We start from the raw sequence: 16,165 nt of genomic DNA, 5'->3' as shown, positions 1-16,165 counted from the left end.
AGCAGCATTACTGGCACGCCTCGCAGTACTCGGGGTTCTCCAGGGAGCAGGCGACCGCTTCCTGGACGGGGGTCGTCTGAACGGTGGTCTGCGCGATCCGGGTGGCCGGTCGTGAGCGCAGGTAATAGGTGGTCTTGATGCCCTTCTTCCAGGCATAGGCGTACATCGAGGAGAGCTTGCCGATGGTGGGCGTGGCCATGAACAGGTTCAGCGACTGCGACTGGTCGATGTACGGCGTGCGCGCCGCGGCCAGGTCGATCAGCGCCTTCTGCGGCAGCTCCCACGCGGTGCGGTAGAGCACCTTCAGCTCATCCGGGATGCCGGGGATGTCCTGGACGGAGCCGTCGGCGCGCTTGATGGCGTCGCGCATGTCCTGCGTCCACAGCCCGCGCTCCTGAAGGTCACGCACCAGATACCGGTTGACCTGCAGGAACTCACCCGACAGCGTCTCGCGCTTGAACACGTTGGACACCTGCGGCTCGATGCACTCGTAGCACCCGGCGATGGAGGCGATCGTCGCCGTCGGCGCGATGGCGATCATGAGCGAGTTGCGCAGCCCGGTCTCGGCGATCCTGGCGCGCAGCGCGTCCCAGCGCTCGGAGGCGCCGACGCCGTAGTGGTCGGGGTGCAGCACGCCCTGGGCGGCGCGGGTGTCGTCGTAGGACGGGTGCCTGCCCCGCTCGACGGCCAGGTCGGAGGAGGTGGCGTAGGCGGCGAGGGCGATCTCCTCGGCGATCCTGGTGGACAGCGCCAGCGCCTCGGGCGAGTCGAACGGCAGCCGCAGCGCGAAGAACACGTCGGCCAGGCCCATGACGCCGAGCCCGATCGGCCGCCACCGCTTGTTCGCCTTCTCGGCCTCGGGCGTCGGGTAGAAGCCCAGGTCGATGGTGCGGTCGAGGAAGCGCACCGCGGTGCGGACGGTGCCGGCCAGCCGTTCCCAGTCCAGGCCGGTGCCGGTGACGTGGGCGGCCAGGTTGACCGACCCGAGGTTGCAGACCGCGGTCTCGCCGTCGCTGGTCACCTCCAGGATCTCGGTGCACAGGTTGGACAGGTGGATGACGTTCTCCGGCCTGGCCGTCTGGTTGGAGACGCGGTTGGCGGCGTCCTTGAAGGTCATCCAGCCGTTGCCGGTCTGGGCGAGCGTGCGCATCATCCGGCCGTACAGGGTGCGGGCCGGGATCTGCCGCGTGTACAGGCCCTGCTCCTCGGCGGCGCGGTAGGCGGTGTCGAAGGCGTCGCCGTACAGGTCGGTGAGGTGCGGGACCGTCTTGGGGTCGAACAGCGACCACATGCCGTCGGACTCCACGCGGCGCATGAACTCGTCCGGCACCCAGTTGGCGAGGTTCAGGTTGTGGGTACGACGGGCGTCCTCACCGGTGTTCTCCCGCAGCTCCAGGAACTCCTCGATGTCGGCGTGCCAGGTCTCCAGGTAGACGCAGGCCGCGCCCTTGCGCCGGCCGCCCTGGTTGACGGCGGCGACGGAGGAGTCCAGCGTGCGCAGCCACGGCACGATGCCGTTGGAGTGCCCGTTCGTGCCCTTGATGAGCGATCCGCGCGAGCGGACCCGGGTCCAGGAGATGCCGATGCCACCGGCGTACTTGGACAGGCGGGCGACCTGCCCGTACCGGTCGTAGATGGACTCCAGCTCGTCCCGGGGCGAGTCCAGCAGGAAGCACGACGACAGCTGCGGCCGGCGGGCGCCGGAGTTGAACAACGTGGGAGAAGACGGCAGATAGGACAAAGTCGACATCAACGCGTACAGCTCGGCGGCCTCGCCGACCGTCTGGGACAGGCCGCAGGCGACGCGGAGCATGAAGTGCTGCGGGCGCTCCAGCACCTTGCGGCTCTCGGGGTGGCGCAGCAGGTAGCGGTCGTAGACCGTGCGCAGGCCGAAGTACTCGAACCGCTCGTCGGCGTCGGCGTCGATGAGCGCGTCCAGCTGTTCACGATTTCGCCGGACGAAGTCGGCGAGCGCGTCCTGGATCAGCCCGGCCGCGTGCGTGGCGGCGATGGAGTCCGAGAACGAGCGGACACCGTGGCCGGCCGCCTCGTCGGCGATCTCTTCGGCCAGCAGCCGCGCGGCGACCCGGGAGTTGGCCGGGTCGGCGATCACGCGCGCCGCCGCCTCCTCGATGGCCAGCCGCCGATCCATCTCAACGATCTGCGTCACGTGCAACACTCCTCGCGAGCGAGCTTTCCCCCTGCGAAGGCACGCGAGAGCGCACGCGGCAAGCACGGAGATCCCCCGGCCGCGCAGCCCCCGGGCCCTCCCTCGAGGCCCAATGGACAAGACAACCGCTGGCAGGTCTTCGGGCTCGCGGGCGTCTCAACGCGTGAGTCCTACTGGCCGTCGCTTCCCGGACCTGGGTCCAGTGCTCATGACGGCGGTCGTTCCCGCTTACCGCTGCGGGGCAGCCCTGGAATCGCACCAGGTTCCCTTTTGCTCCGCCTCCGGGGAGGCGAACCAGCGACAGTGCAGGATCCTACATCTAGTGGCCGATCCCGCAACTATCCCCGGTATGTTGTGCTCGGCGTGTCGAGCATGCCGAGTTCACGGAGTACTCTGCGGGTACGGGCGGACTCGGTGGCCAGCCACGTGGCGAAGTCGTCGCCGCTGAGCGGGATGGCCTCCCAGCCCCCGTTACGGCAGGCCTCGTGCCACGGCGCCGACCGGGTCGCGTCCTCCATCATGCGCACCGCGGCGCCCCGCCGTTCGCCGTCCATCGCGGCGGGCCCGACCACCGCGCACCAGTCGGCGAAGTCGACCCGCACCCCGCACTCCAGGAGCGTCGGGGCATCGACGCCGGGGACCCGGGCGGCCGAGGAGACGGCCAGCGGCCTGATCCGGCCGGAGTCGAGCCGGGCCCGCCAGTCGCGCAGCCGCCCGGTGGCCGCCGCGACCTTGCCGCCCTGCATGGCCGCCGCCACCTCCTGGGCGCCCGGGTAGCCGGTGTAGTCGATCTTCCTGACGTCCACGCCGAGCCCCTGCGCGACCAGGCCGAACAGCAGGTGATCGGGCTCACCCAGGGGCCCGCCGGCCAGGTAGGTGCGCTCCGGCTGGGCCAGCAGGTGGGCGGCGAAGGCGTCGAAGTCCTTGAGCCGCGAGTTGGCCGGCACCACCAGCACCTCGACGTTGCCGGTGAGCCTGGCCAGCGGCGTGGTGGTGACGTGCATGGGGCGCTGGTCGTTCAGCTCGGCGGCGGCCAGCGCGGGCAGGCCGGTGACGGTGACCGTGGTCGTGCCGCCCGTGCCGGTGGCGGGGTAGCCGGTCCTGCGCAGGGTGCGGTAGAGAGCCTGCGCGACCGGGGCCCATCGCTCACCGCCGGGGACGACGCCGACGGGGCCGAGGCCGTGCGCGCCGCCACCCGCGGTGGCGCATCCGGAGGCACAGGCGGCCAGGCCGAGCCCGAGTGCGAAGAACTGCCGACGCCGCATGATGCCCCTCCCCGAACCCCGATAGACCTCCCATTACATGAGGTTATTGGCAGATCACACGGTGTTACACATCGGGGGGCACTCTTCACGTATCATCGGCCGGCAGCGCGAACATCCTGATGTAGAGCGGGCGGGCGTCCGGGGGCGCGTCGTCGGCCCGGTGGCCGTACTTGGCCAGCAGCGCGATGTACTCCTCGAAGAAGGCGTCGAGATCCTGCTTGGTCATCCGGCCGAAGCCCCGCGAGGCCTTGGCCCAGTCGGGGTCGCGCCGATAGGCGGCCCCGAAGCGGTCCAGCAGCGCACGGTCCTCGGCCATGCCGATGCGGTAGAACTCCTCCAGCACCGCGCGGCTCTCCGGCGCCACGTCGCGGAAGTTCGGCGTGCGGATGTCGCGTGGCATGTCGGCCTTGCGCCACCAGCGCTCGCGGCCGGCCGAGCGCTCGGGGATCTCCTCGATGAAGCCGTACTTCTCCAGCTGGCGCAGGTGGTAGCTGGTCGTGCCGGTCTTGGCGCCGAGCAGCTCGCCCAGCGTGGTGGAGGTGGCGGGGCCGTGCACGTTGAGGTGCGTCAGCATGCGCCGGCGCATCGGATGGGCCAGGGCCTTCAGACGCTCGTGATCGTCGAGATACAGCGGCGCCCCATCCTCATCCCTCATGAGGAGAGAGCTTAGTCCTGCCGGATGATTTCTGCAGACATGTCTTTGCCGAGACCTCTCTGCAGAGTAGCGTCGGCAGCATGAAGAGGTTAGTGATCATGGTGTTCGCGCTCGTCTGCGCGTTCGTCCCGGCCGTTCCCGCGCTCGCCGCCGACGGGCTGACCGTCACCGAGGTCGCCTTCCGCGGCAGCGGCGGCCTCCCGATGCACGGCAGCGTGCTGGTCCCCTCCGGCGCGCGCGGGCCGCTGCCCGGCCTGGTGCTCGTGCACGGATCCGGCGGCGGGACCCCGCGCACGAAGCTGATGACCGAGGCCGAGGCCTTCGCCCGCCAGGGCCTGGCCGTGCTGGTCTACGACAAGCGCTCCGAGGGCTACTCGATGACCGTCCGCGACTACGGCCAGCTGGCAGAGGACGCGCTCGGCGCGCACGCGACCCTGCGCGCGTTCGCGGGGGTCGACCGGGACAACGTCGGCATCTGGGGGCTGAGCGAGGGCGGCTGGGTCGCCCCGCTGGCCGCCACCCGCTCCAAGGACGTCGCGTTCGTGGTGATCGTCGGCGGCAACGCCATGCAGCCGCTGCGCCAGCAGACCTGGGCGGTCGCCGCCGGGCTGCGCAACGCGGGCGTCAGCGGCCCGGTGCCCGACCGCGGCGTACCCGCCGTCTACCGGCTGCTGGCCGGCGCCGGGCAGTTCCCGATGCCCTGGCACGACGCGCAGGCCGTGCTCGCCCGGGTCACCCAGCCCGTGCTCGGCATCTGGGGCGCCCACGACCTGCTCACCCCGCCGCGCGAGACCCCGCGGCTGCTGGCCGAGGGACTCTCGCACGAGCACTACACGCTGCGCTACTTCGCCGGCGCCGACCACGCCGCCCACCTCACGCCCGACCGCGGCGTCACCCGCTCCCCCGAGCTCGCGCCCGGCTACGCCGAGGCCGTCGGGACCTGGGTGAAGCGCGTCGCCGCCGGGCGGCTGCCCACCGCGGAGAGCGTGGGCGAGCTGCCCGGCCAGGCGTCGCTGACCGTCGCGGTCCCGCCGCCGGCCTGGTGGGAGTCGGCCGCGGTGCAGGTGGGGGCGCTGGTGCTGTTCCTCGTGGCCTTCCTGGGCTACCCGGTCTGGGCGCTGGTCAGGCGGGTGCGGGGCCGTACCCCGGCGGACATGAGGGCGGGCTGGCCGCGGACGGTGGCGATCGCCGCGCCCGTGGCGGCCTTCGGCGCGCTGGCCTACCTGTTCTACTCGATCATGACGGGCGGCAAGCTGGGCTCACCCGGCCCGCTGGTGGCCGGCCGCCCGCTCGTCTGGCTGGTCCTGCAGGCCCTCGCGGTGCTCGCGCTGGTCGCGGCCGTGCTCACGGTACCCGCCGCGCGCCGCGCGCGTGGTTCCGAGCGGGTACGGCTGGCCGTCCTGCTGACCGGCGCCGCGGCCTTCCTGCCCTGGGCGCTCTACTGGGGACTGCTGGTGCCCTGAGGCCGCGGGCTAGTGGGGGCGGCCGGGTTTGCGGCCCATCGCGGCCCGCAGGTACGGCGGCAGCCGGTCCTCACCGACCAGCCGGGGCGTGTCGGGGCGCCACTCGGTCACCTCGACCAGTCCCGGTTCGACCAGCTCGAAGTCACCGAAGAAGCCCAGGATCTCCGCCTCGGTACGCCCCACGGCCCCGCCGGCGGAGGAGCCGCGGTAGATGTTCTTGGCCTCCTCCTCCGCCTCCGGGTCACCGAGCGTCGGCACCGCGTGCGTGAGCACCAGGTAACTGCCCGGCGGCACGGCCTCGCGCAGCACCGCGACCATGCCCGCCGGGTCGTCGGCGTCCTGGACGAAGTGCAGGATCGACACCAGCAGCACCGCGACCGGCTCGGTGCGGTCGAGGAAGCCGCTCACCTCGGGGCTGGCCAGTAACTCCCTGGGCCGCAGCAGGTCGGCGTGGAGGAAGACGACCCGGCCCGACTCCTCCAGCAGCGCGCGGGCGTGCGCCGCCACGACCGGGTCGTTGTCGACGTAGACGACCCGGGCCTCGGGCGCGATCTCGTGCACGTTGCCCTGCGTGGGCAGGCCGCTGCCGAGATCGAGGAACTGCCGGACGCCCGCCTCGGTCAGCGCCCGCACCGCCCGTTGCAGAAAGGCGCGGTTGGCCCTGGCTATCGGGATGGCCTCCGGGATGTGCTTCGACAGCTGGTCGATCGCGTCGCGGTCGACGCCGAAGTTGTTCTTGCCGCCGAGCATGTAGTCATACATCCGCGCCAGATTCGGCGTCTGCGGGTCGAAGGCCACATCATGATCTTAGGTCTTCTCAGTCATGACTTCACTGGATACCGTCCGATTCATGGCCGATTTCGAGCGTTTCCCCTTTACGTCCGGTCCGAGGGGTGCCCCATCGGACCAATACGCCATCCGCCGTGAGAAGGAACCGCTCGGCCTGGTCCAGGTACCGAGCGGCGACCACGTCCACCTGGCGACCCGCTACGAGGACGCCGCCATGGTGCTGACCGACCCGCGCTTCAGCCGCGACCTGTCCTACCCCGGCGCGCCCCGCATGTTCAGCGGCTTCACGATCGCCGAGGCGCCCGGCGGCCTGATCGGCATGGACCCGCCCGACCACACCCGCCTGCGCCGCCTGCTGTCGGGTACCTTCACCCCGCGTCAGGTGAACGGCTGGCGCCCCCGCCTGCGCGAGCTGGCCACCGACCTCGCCGACCGGCTGCCCGCCGAGTTCGACTTCGTGACCGCGTTCGCCTTCCCGCTGCCCGTCCAGGTGATCTGCGATGTCATGGGCGTGCCCGGCATCGACAGCGAGCGCGTACGGCGCTGGTCGGACGCCATGCTCTCCTCCTCCGGCCTCACCGAGGAGGAGAAGGCCGGATCGGCCGCGGAGTTCTACGCCTACTGCGCCACGATGATCGCCGAGCACCGCGACGCCCCGGGCGACGGCCTGCTCGCCTCCATGATCGAGGCCAGGGACGGCGGCGACCGGCTCACCGAGGACGAACTCGTCCGCATGACGCTCGGCCTGTTCCTGGCCGGGCACGAGACGACCGGCTCGATCCTGTCCAGGGCGGCGCTGCGGCTGCTGGCTCCCCGCGACGGCTTCGAGCGCCTGGTCGCCGACCCCGGCGTGATCCCGCGGGCGACCGAGGAGCTGTTCCGCGTGGAGCAGCCCGGCGACAGCCCGCTCATCCGCGTCGCCACCGAGGACGTCGAACTGCCCTCGGGCCCGATCAGGAAGGGCGAGGGGGTCATCGCCTCCTTCGCCGGGGCCAACTTCGACCCCGGCGTCTTCCCCTCCCCCGCCACCATGGACTTCGACCGCGCCGCCGGGCAGTCGCACCTGGCCTTCGGCCGCGGCGCCCACTACTGCCTGGGCGCCAACCTGGCCAGGGCCGAGGTGCAGGAGTTCCTGGGTGTGCTGGCCGCGCGCATGCCGGGGTTGCGGCTGGCCGTACCGGCTGAGGAGGTGGAATGGACGGTGGGCAGCATCATGGTCCGCCCGCTCCACCTGCCCGTGCGCAGGTAGCCCCTACTCGACCGTGACGCTCTTGGCCAGGTTGCGGGGCTTGTCGACGTCCCGCTCCAGGGCCACGGCGGCGTGGTAGGCCAGCAGCTGCAGCGGGATCGTCAGCAGGATGGGGTCGAGCTCGATCTCGTTCTTCGGCACCACGATCGCGTCGTCGGCCAGCTTGGCGCCGGGCTCGCGGTGGCCGATCATGAGGACGTTGCCGCCGCGGGCGCGGATCTCGCCGAGCGTGGTGAGGTTCTTGTCCAGTAGTTCGTCGTCGGGGACGATCGCCACCGTCGGCATCTCGGGGCCGATGAGCGCGAGCGGCCCGTGCTTGAGCTCGCTGGCCGGGTAGGCCTCGGCGTGGATGTAGGAGATCTCCTTGAGCTTCTGCGCGCCCTCCCTGGCCACGGGGTAGCCGCGCACCCGGCCGACGAACATGATCGACGGACGGCCCGCGTACTTCCGCGCGAAGTCCCTGATCCGGTCGCCCTGCTTGAGGATCTCCTCGATCTGGTCGGGCAGCTTGGCCAGGCCGTCCACGATGCGGCGGCCGTCGGCGGGCGAGAGGTCGTGCACGCGGCCGAAGTGCAGCGCGAGCAGCGCGAACGCCACCGCGGTGGAGGTGAACGCCTTGGTGGAGGCGACCGAGACCTCCGGCCCGGCGTGCAGGTAGATGCCGCCGTCCACCTCGCGGGCGATGGCGCTGCCGACGGCGTTGACGATGCCGATGACGCGGCCGCCCTTGCGCTTGAGCTCCTGGACGGCGGCGAGCGTGTCGTAGGTCTCGCCCGACTGGCTGATCGCGACGTACAGGGTGTCGGGGTCGACGACGGGGTTGCGGTAGCGGAACTCCGAGGCGGGCTCGGCGTCGGCGGGGATGCGCGCGAGCTCCTCGATGAGCTGGGCGCCGATCTGGCCGGAGTAGTAGGCGGAGCCGCAGCCGATGATCTTCACGCGGCGGAAGGAGCGGGTCTCGCGGGCGTCCATGTTGAGCCCGCCCAGGTGGGCGATGTGGAAGCGCTCGTCGAGGCGGCCGCGCAGCGTGCGGGCGACGGTCTCGGGCTGCTCGGAGATCTCCTTGAGCAGGTAGTGCTCGAAGCCGCCGGTGTCGTAGTGCCCGGCCTCGACGTCAACGGTCAGCGGCTCCTTCGCGGTCTCCAGGCCGCCGCTGGCGAAGGTGTGGAAACCGTCCGCCTTGAGCACGGCCAGCTCGCCGTCCTCCAGGTGGACGACCTGGCGGGTGTAGCGGACCAGCGCGGCCACGTCCGAGGCGGCGAACATCTCCTTCTCGCCGATGCCGAGCACGATCGGGCTGCCGTTGCGGGCCACGACGACCTCGCCGGGCCGCTCGGCGTCGAGGACCGCGATGCCGTAGGTGCCGACGACGCTCTTGAGCGCCTTCCTGACCGCCTCCTCCAGGCTGGAGGTCTCCTCGACGGTGCGGGCGATCAGGTGGGAGAGCACCTCGGAGTCGGTCTCGGAGACGAAGACGACGCCGTCGGCCTCCAGCTTGGCGCGCAGTTCCGTGGCGTTCTCGATGATGCCGTTGTGGACGACCGCGACGCGCTCGTCGGCGGAAAGGTGCGGGTGGGCGTTGACGTCGCTGGGCACGCCGTGGGTGGCCCACCGCGTGTGACCGATGCCGAGCGTGCCCTTGAATCGCGCGGGTACGGCCTGCGCCAGGTCGGCCACCCGGCCCTTGACCTTGCGGACCTTGAACCCCTTGTTGGAGACGACGACCCCGGCCGAGTCGTACCCGCGGTACTCCAGTCGCTGCAGACCCTCCAGCAAGATGGGGGCGGCGTCCTTCGGACCGACGTAAGCCACAATTCCGCACATACGGGCGTCCTCTCTTATCCGTAAACGATGCGGCGCAGCTGGCGCAGGGACAGCTCCGGTGCCGCGACCCGGCGTCCCGGCAACTCGGCGGCGATCCTGGGGAAGATCTCGTCGTTGGTGAGGCCGCGGGCCTTCAACTCGGCGTGCCGCCGCCGGACGAACTCCTCCACCGTTTCGGAGAAGTACGCCAGCACCTCGGCGACCACGCGGGCCGCCTCACCTGGGCCCAGCGGACTGGTCCTGGTCAGGTGCGCGATGAGCTCTTCGTAGGGATGCCGTGCCGTGGACACAGTCGAGGACATTACGCATCTGGGCCAGGTTCAAACAACTTCCTGCCCGAAATCGGGCAGGAATTGGCGACTTCGTCCCGTGCCTTTGCCTCGCAAGGCCGCAAAATCGGACCACATACGCATCGCACGCCCCGGGTGACACTCTTCTCACAGGGCATGATTACTCTATGTAGTTGTATGCTGCCTTTCCGTGGGAGTTGTCATGCCACACTGGATCGCCCTCACCCTCGCCACCGGCCTCCTGACCGCACCCACCCCCCAGCCCGGACGGCAGGGCGACTTCGCCGAGGCCGCCCGGGAGTACGGCGTTCCGGTCAGCGTGCTGCTCGGGGTCTCCTATCTGCAGTCGCGGTGGGACGACCACGCCGGGCTGCCGAGCGTGTCCGGGGGGTATGGGCCGATGCATCTGGTGGACGGGGGCGCGGCCGTACCGGAAGGTCATCATCACGACGGCGACCCGCGCGGCGACGACGCCCGCCCCATGCGGCCGCCCACGACGCCGCACGAGCTGGACGATCCGGGTTCCGCCGAGGCTCCTGAGGACACGTTGACTCCCGAGGACACGTTGCGGGAGGCGGCGCGGCTGAGCGGAATCGGGGCGGCGCGGCTGCGGCGCGATCCGGCCGCGAACATCAAGGGCGGGGCGGCGCTGCTGGCCTCCTATCAGGCGCGGCCCAGCGGGGCTCCGGCGGACTGGTATGACGCGGTCGTGCGGTACGCGGGGTCGCGTGGGTTCGCGGACGAGGTGTTCGCGCTGATGAGGACGGGGGCGGCCCGCCGTACCGAGGACGGCTCCCTCGTCCGGCTGGCCGCCGCGCCCGAGGCGGTGCCGCCCGCGCGCCCGATGCGGAAGGCGGCGAACCCGGCCGAGTGCCCGACCTCGCTGGACTGCGAGTGGATGCCCGCGGCCTTCAAGAGGTTCGGCAAGAAGAAGGACTACGGCAACCACGACCGCCTGAACCGGCCGCGGCGCGTCGACTACATCGTCATCCACGACACCGAGGGCTCCTACGCGGGCGTGCCGTCCATGGTGGGCAATCCCCGATACGTCAGCTGGCACTACACCATCCGCTCCCGCGACGGGCATGTCGCCCAGCACGTGCGAAATCGCGATATTGCCTGGCATGCGGGCAACTGGGATATCAACTCGCGCTCCATCGGCATCGAGCACGAGGGCTATCTGGCGCGGGGCGGCGCCTGGTACACCGAGGCGATGTACCGCGCGTCGGCGCGGCTGGTGAAGCACCTGGCGTCGGTGTACAAGGTGCCGCTCGACCGCGCGCACATCATCGGCCACGACAACGTGCCCGGCACCACCCCGAGCACCGTGCCCGGCATGCACGAGGACCCCGGCCCGTACTGGGACTGGGCCCGCTACTTCGCCCTCATGGACGCCCCGCTCAAGCCGTCAGGCAACGGCGACTCGGTCGTCATCCGCCCCGGCTTCGACGAGCACCGCGAACGCTACACCGGTTGTTCGAGCAAGCGCCCCGCCCGCGCCTGCCCGTCGCAGGGCTCGGCGTCGGTGTGGCTGCGCACCGCACCACGCGAGGACGCGCCGCTCGTCGACGACATCGGCAAGCGCGTGGGCCAGGGCAGCACCTACAGCGTGTACGACCACAGCGCCCGCGCCTCGACCGGCCAGCGGTTCGCCGTGGCCGGGCGCGAGGGCGAGTGGACCGCGATCTGGTACCTGGGTCAGAGGGCCTGGTTCCACAACCCGCCGTCCGCGCCGACCGCCATCCCGGCCGCGGGCCCGCTGGTGACGCCGGTGAAGGACAAGGTGCGGGTGTACGGCCGGGCGTACCCCGAAAAATCCGCCTATGCCGGATCGCGCAGCCGCTTCCAGCGCCACGTCCCCCTGAACTACGTCATCCGCCGCGGCCAGTCCTACTCCGCGGGCCTCACCCTGACCGGCACCTACCACCGCGCCGACTCCATCCACCCCGCCCGCCACGACACCGTCAAGGGACGGCTGCGCTACCACCAGATCCAGCTCGGGCACCGGGTGATGTTCGTACGGGCGGAGGACGTGCGGGTCGTCAGGTGAGACCCGTACACGCGCGGTGCGCACGGGCACTCCACGGAAGCGATATGGTTTTCCCGTGACCGGCGCTCACCGCCGGACACACGCGGAAGTGGCTCAGTGGTAGAGCATCACCTTGCCAAGGTGAGGGTCGCGGGTTCAAATCCCGTCTTCCGCTCGGAGTGCGATCTCCTGGTGGAGTGGCCGAGAGGCGAGGCAGCGGCCTGCAAAGCCGTCTACACGGGTTCAAATCCCGTCTCCACCTCGGTTGTACGGCGGACCGCCAGGATCCGCTAAAGTAGGTCAAGCGCCATGCGGAAGTGGCTCAGTGGTAGAGCATCACCTTGCCAAGGTGAGGGTCGCGGGTTCGAATCCCGTCTTCCGCTCGTTCGACAACTGAATAATCCCAGGACGATTAGCTCAGCGGGAGAGCGCTTCCCTGACACGGAAGAGGTCACTGGTTCAATCCCAGTATCGTCCACCAGCATGACCCAGCCCTCCACCTGAGGGCATCTTCACCGCCATCCGCGCGTCCCGCTGGCGTGTCTGACGTTCCAGGCAAGGTCACCGGGAAGGCCGACGGCCGTTCCTCCCCTCGCCGAGCACTCGCCTTCAAGCTCTACCCGGGCGTGAACTGCACCTCGCTGGTCGGACTCTCGGTGTGGCCAGAAGGCTGTCCGCCGGGCAGGTGTGTGAAGACCACGGCTTCCGTTCGGAGATCGTCGGGTCGAACGGTCGGCAGGGACGTCCGGGTTCCGGTCAGGAAGCGATGTGCTCCCAGTTCTCGGTCCTGGCGCAGTCCTTGAAGCCGAAGCGGCGCGCCGCCTGGCCCACGGCCTTCGCCGACTCCATCGCGATGCCCGCCTGCATGACCCGGAGGACGTCCGCCACCTGCGGCGACTCCATCATGCCGCTCATCTTGCGGAGGTCGGCGGTGTAGTCGGCGAGCTTGGTCAGCCAGTCGTTCAGCTCGGCCTGGCCGGTCTCCGGCCTGGGCAACCGGCGGGTGTGGTCGTGCAGGTCCGTCAGAAGGGCCACGCGCTCACGGATGCCCGGCGAGTCGTCGGCGCCGATCCCGTCGCCGTAGGCCAGATCGCCGGCGAACCGTTCGCTGATGACGCGGCACTTCTCGTCCGCGCTGTCGATCAGCGCCTGCCTGGGAGGAGCGGAGCAGCCGGCGAGCAGCAGCAGCACGATCCCCGTGAGAGTCGTCTTCGTCACCCGGACAGGATGGTACGCCCGCCCCGGGAGGGCTCCCCGGCGCCGGCGGGCGGGGCCGGCGCCGGGTTTTCCTGGATGGTCAGGTCAGGGCGGGTTCGAGGATGCGGTTCTGCTCGTCGACCAGGATCACCCGGGGCTGGTGGTCGGCGATCTCGTTCTCGGCCAGCTGGGCGTAGGTGATGATGATGACGGTGTCGCCGCGCTGGACGAGCCGGGCCGCGGCGCCGTTCACCACGACCTCGTTGGCGCCCGGCGTCCCAAGGATCGTGTACGTCTCGAACCGGGCGCCGTTGTTGACGTTGACGACGTGCACCAGTTCGTGGACGCCGATGCCCGCCGCCTCCAGCAGTTCGGGCGAGAGCGTGAGCGAGCCCACGTAGTTCAGGTCGCTGTCGGTGACCGTGGCCCGGTGGATCTTGGAATTCATGAAGGTGCGCAACATGCGGTGAGCCCCTGTCTGTGTCGGTGGAAAGCCGTCGGAAAGTCGATGGATACTACAGGGCCGACGCCCGCGCCGAGTTTATCCAGCCGCACCCCCGACCACCAGCGAAAAACTCTCCGGTGCATCTTTAAGGAATACTGAAAGGCCCTCGATTCGGCTCAGCCCGAATAGATTGGCAGCCGCAGCCGGGGCCCATAACGTCGCCTCCAAGGGGTAATCGGGGAGGAACTTCGGGCGCAGGCAGGACGGGGCGCGCCGTTTTCCCACGTATGTTCAGAAGGGGATTCCGCCATGCCGAATTCCGTGACCAAGCATTACATCGATCAATGTCTGGACGAGCGATCCGGCCTGCGTGACGCGGTACGGCGGGCGCCGTTCTCACCGGCCTTCGCCCACGCCTACGGGCAGCGGCTGGCCGATCGGCCGTGGTTCGCCGGTGAGTCGCGGCTGCGTGAGTTCGCCGCCGATCTGCGGCCGTTCCTGGATCTGCTGGTGTCGCTGCCGTGGCGGTTGTTCGACGGCGACCTGGCGGCGTACTGCGCGACGCTGGGTGTCAGTCCCCGGCACGCCGCGGTCATGACGAGGAACGCGACCCGCAATCCGCCCAGGTACGCCCGCCCTGACGTGTATTTCGACGGCTCGGCGTTCAAGCTGCTGGAGCTCAACATCTGCAGCGCGCTCGGCGGGCTCGACCAGGCGGCGGTCAACCGGGCGCTGCTGGAGGTGCCCGAGTTCCGGGCTTTCGCCGAGGAGCACCGGCTCGGGTTCTCCGACACGGCCGCCGAGTTCGCCGCGGCCCTGCACGACATCGCCGCCCCGGTGGCGGAAGGCGACAGCCCGGTGGTGGCCATGACCGAATGGACGGACGGCCTGGCCGCCTATGGGCACCGTATGCAGGTGCTGCAAGAGCAAATGGGCGCGGCCGGGCTCGACGTACGGCTCGCCGAGGCGGGCCAGTTCAAGGAAAAGGCCGGAAAGCTCTTTCTGGACGGCACGCCTGTCGACATGGTCCTGCGCTATTTCTCGGTCGACGAAATATGTTCCGACCCGTCGGGAGAAGAGGTCGTGGAGCCGATAGTGCGGGCCCACGAATCGGGCCGGACGGTTCTCCATTCAACGCTCGACAGCTATCTCTACTCCAACAAGGGCTGCATGTACCTGCTGTCGGACCCGCGCTGGCGTGCGGCGTTCACGGCCGAGGAGTCCGCGCTGATCGACCGGGTGCTGCCGTGGACGCGGGCCCTGTCGGGCACGGACGTGGTCGAGCGGGCGCTGGCCGAGCGCGAATCGCTCATCCTCAAGCCGCGCGTCGGCTACGCCGGCACCGGGACGGTCGCCGGGTGGACGGCCGGTGAGCGGGAGTGGCGGCAGGCGGTGGCGGCGCACACCGGCGACGGCTACATCGTCCAGCGGCGGGTGACGCCGCAGGCCGAGCCGGTCTGCGACGCGGAAAGCGGCGAGGTGGCCGACTGGATCGCCGCCTGGAGCTTCTTCTTCACCGACCGCGGTTACGCGGGTTCGTCGTTCATCCGCGCCATCCCGGCCGGCTCGGGGCCGATCATCAGCCCGTCCACGCAGCCGCCGATGCGTACCACCAGCGTCTTCACCTTTCCGCACGAATGAGGGGTTGCAGCCATGACCGAGATCATCAGGAAACGGGCCGAGCGCGTCCTTGTGATCGGCGCCGGTGTGAGCGGCCTGACCACGGCCCTGTCGTTGGCGCGGGCCGGGTTCGAGGTCGTCGTCGCCGCCGAGAAGGACGCCGCGCAGTGTGTGTCCGTGGTGGCGGGCGCCTTGTGGGAGTGGCCGCCCGCGGTGTGCGGCTACCACCATGACCAGATCTCGCTGTCGCGCTCGAAGGGGTGGTGCATGGAGTCGTACGAGATCTTCGACGGCCTCGCCGCCGACCCGTCGACGGGCGTGTTCATGCGGGTCTCGAACTTCTACTTCACCCACCGTGTCGAGCAGCACGTCCACGACCAGAACAAGATGAACGAGCTGGCCGTCAGGGTACGCGGGTTCGAGCGTGACCCCGGCCTCGCCTCGGCCAACGGCGTGAACCCGACGTACGGGATCCAGGACGCCTACCGGCACCTCGCCCCCATGATCGACACCGACACCTACACCGGCTGGCTGCTGCGGCAGGCGGAGGAGGCCGGGGTCAAGGTCGTGCGGGCGCGGGTCTCCGGCCTGCTGCGTGAGCAGGAGCGCGAGCTGCACCAGGCGTACGGCGTGGACGCGATCGTCAACTGCACCGGCCTCGGGGCGGCCGAACTGCACGGGGTGCCCATGTACCCGCTGCGCGGCGCGCTGGTGCGGGTGCTCAACGACGGCAGCCGGATCCCGAGGATCGAGGAGGCGCACTGCGTCTCCCACGACGAGCGCAACGGGGACGAGCAGGACATCGTGTTCATCGTGCCCCGCGGTGAGAACCTCGTCGTGCTGGGCGGCCTCGCCGAGCCCGACCAGTGGAGCACCGACATCAACCTCGACAACCACCAGCCGGTACGCGACATGTACAACCGGTGCGTGCAGTTCATGCCGGCGATCGGCAAGGCGGAGATCGACCCGGTCGAGCCGGTACGCGCCGGCCTGCGGCCCTTCCGCAAGCAGAACGTCTGCCTGGAGAGCGAGCCGGGAACCCGCATCGTGCACAACTACGCGCACGGCGGCGCCGGGTTCAGCTTCTCGTGGGGGTGCGCGCGGGAGACGGTCGACATGGTGAAATCCTTCGCGATCTGAACGCGGGGCGGGGGGCTCGGTGGTCCGGG

Annotated in this window: 13 protein-coding genes, 4 tRNA genes and 1 riboswitch; of the genes, 9 read left to right on the top strand and 8 right to left on the bottom strand. The window is 70.2% G+C overall.

What is annotated here, in order from left to right:
- Positions 1 to 7: 7 nt before the first annotated feature.
- The 3 genes from ACFWYW_RS09565 to ACFWYW_RS09555 form a co-directional block, all read right to left on the bottom strand.
- Complete coding sequence (locus tag ACFWYW_RS09565) at positions 8 to 2,170, bottom strand: ribonucleoside-diphosphate reductase subunit alpha (RefSeq protein ID WP_379621546.1); 2,163 nt, start codon at positions 2,168 to 2,170, stop codon at positions 8 to 10.
- A 112-nt stretch (positions 2,171 to 2,282) separates the two neighbouring features.
- A riboswitch (cobalamin riboswitch) is annotated at positions 2,283 to 2,484 on the bottom strand.
- A gap of 24 nt (positions 2,485 to 2,508) precedes the next feature.
- Positions 2,509 to 3,435, bottom strand: a complete 927-nt coding sequence (locus ACFWYW_RS09560) for a Bug family tripartite tricarboxylate transporter substrate binding protein (protein ID WP_379621548.1) — start codon at positions 3,433 to 3,435, stop codon at positions 2,509 to 2,511.
- Positions 3,436 to 3,520: 85 nt separating this feature from the next.
- Entirely contained in the window at positions 3,521 to 4,090 is a 570-nt protein-coding gene (locus ACFWYW_RS09555; protein ID WP_379621550.1) for an ArsR/SmtB family transcription factor, read from the bottom strand.
- An 80-nt stretch (positions 4,091 to 4,170) separates the two neighbouring features.
- Here ACFWYW_RS09555 and ACFWYW_RS09550 point away from each other — a divergent pair, with 80 nt between their 5' ends.
- Positions 4,171 to 5,553 (top strand): alpha/beta hydrolase family protein, encoded by a 1,383-nt coding sequence (locus tag ACFWYW_RS09550; protein ID WP_379621552.1) that lies wholly within the window; start codon positions 4,171 to 4,173, stop codon positions 5,551 to 5,553.
- A 9-nt stretch (positions 5,554 to 5,562) separates the two neighbouring features.
- Here the strand turns inward: ACFWYW_RS09550 and ACFWYW_RS09545 are convergent, their stop codons facing one another.
- Positions 5,563 to 6,351: an SAM-dependent methyltransferase gene (locus ACFWYW_RS09545; protein WP_379621554.1), complete on the bottom strand. Its 789-nt coding sequence runs from the start codon at positions 6,349 to 6,351 to the stop codon at positions 5,563 to 5,565.
- Between the two features lie 52 nt (positions 6,352 to 6,403).
- Here ACFWYW_RS09545 and ACFWYW_RS09540 point away from each other — a divergent pair, with 52 nt between their 5' ends.
- Positions 6,404 to 7,591, top strand: a complete 1,188-nt coding sequence (locus ACFWYW_RS09540) for a cytochrome P450 (protein WP_379621556.1) — start codon at positions 6,404 to 6,406, stop codon at positions 7,589 to 7,591.
- Positions 7,592 to 7,594: 3 nt separating this feature from the next.
- Here ACFWYW_RS09540 and glmS read toward each other — a convergent pair whose 3' ends face one another.
- Positions 7,595 to 9,403, bottom strand: coding sequence for a glutamine--fructose-6-phosphate transaminase (isomerizing) (gene glmS, locus ACFWYW_RS09535; RefSeq protein ID WP_379621558.1), 1,809 nt, complete (start codon positions 9,401 to 9,403; stop codon positions 7,595 to 7,597).
- 26 nt (positions 9,404 to 9,429) lie between these two features.
- Complete coding sequence (locus tag ACFWYW_RS09530) at positions 9,430 to 9,717, bottom strand: hypothetical protein (protein WP_184962258.1); 288 nt, start codon at positions 9,715 to 9,717, stop codon at positions 9,430 to 9,432.
- A gap of 190 nt (positions 9,718 to 9,907) precedes the next feature.
- On the opposite strand from ACFWYW_RS09530, the gene ACFWYW_RS09525 reads away from it, so the two are divergent.
- The 5 genes from ACFWYW_RS09525 to ACFWYW_RS09505 all read left to right on the top strand — a co-directional run bounded on the left by ACFWYW_RS09525 (position 9,908) and on the right by ACFWYW_RS09505 (position 12,215).
- Complete coding sequence (locus tag ACFWYW_RS09525; RefSeq protein ID WP_379621560.1) at positions 9,908 to 11,755, top strand: N-acetylmuramoyl-L-alanine amidase; 1,848 nt, start codon at positions 9,908 to 9,910, stop codon at positions 11,753 to 11,755.
- An 82-nt stretch (positions 11,756 to 11,837) separates the two neighbouring features.
- Positions 11,838 to 11,909: transfer RNA gene (locus ACFWYW_RS09520), tRNA-Gly, on the top strand.
- A gap of 16 nt (positions 11,910 to 11,925) precedes the next feature.
- Positions 11,926 to 11,996: transfer RNA gene (locus ACFWYW_RS09515), tRNA-Cys, on the top strand.
- A 49-nt stretch (positions 11,997 to 12,045) separates the two neighbouring features.
- Positions 12,046 to 12,117, top strand: a tRNA-Gly gene (locus ACFWYW_RS09510).
- Positions 12,118 to 12,140: 23 nt separating this feature from the next.
- Positions 12,141 to 12,215: transfer RNA gene (locus ACFWYW_RS09505), tRNA-Val, on the top strand.
- Positions 12,216 to 12,490: 275 nt separating this feature from the next.
- Here ACFWYW_RS09505 and ACFWYW_RS09500 read toward each other — a convergent pair.
- A complete protein-coding gene (locus tag ACFWYW_RS09500; RefSeq protein ID WP_379621562.1) occupies positions 12,491 to 12,952 on the bottom strand; it encodes a hypothetical protein in 462 nt (153 codons plus the stop codon).
- 79 nt (positions 12,953 to 13,031) lie between these two features.
- Entirely contained in the window at positions 13,032 to 13,394 is a 363-nt protein-coding gene (panD, locus tag ACFWYW_RS09495; protein ID WP_379621564.1) for an aspartate 1-decarboxylase, read from the bottom strand.
- Between the two features lie 303 nt (positions 13,395 to 13,697).
- Here panD and ACFWYW_RS09490 point away from each other — a divergent pair, with 303 nt between their 5' ends.
- Together ACFWYW_RS09490 and ACFWYW_RS09485 are read left to right on the top strand one after the other, a co-directional pair.
- On the top strand, positions 13,698 to 15,017 hold the full coding sequence (locus tag ACFWYW_RS09490) for a hypothetical protein (RefSeq protein WP_379621566.1): 1,320 nt from the start codon (positions 13,698 to 13,700) through the stop codon (positions 15,015 to 15,017).
- A 12-nt stretch (positions 15,018 to 15,029) separates the two neighbouring features.
- The gene (locus ACFWYW_RS09485; RefSeq protein ID WP_379621568.1) at positions 15,030 to 16,136 is read left to right on the top strand and encodes an FAD-dependent oxidoreductase; all 1,107 of its coding nucleotides are present in this window, start codon (positions 15,030 to 15,032) and stop codon (positions 16,134 to 16,136) included.
- Positions 16,137 to 16,165 lie beyond the last annotated feature (29 nt).

The organism is Nonomuraea sp. NPDC059023, from assembly GCF_042740095.1.
Taxonomy (GTDB): Bacteria; Actinomycetota; Actinomycetes; order Streptosporangiales; family Streptosporangiaceae; genus Nonomuraea.
Note: the sequence above shows the minus strand (reverse complement) of the source record. Positions and strands in the feature narration are given on the sequence as shown.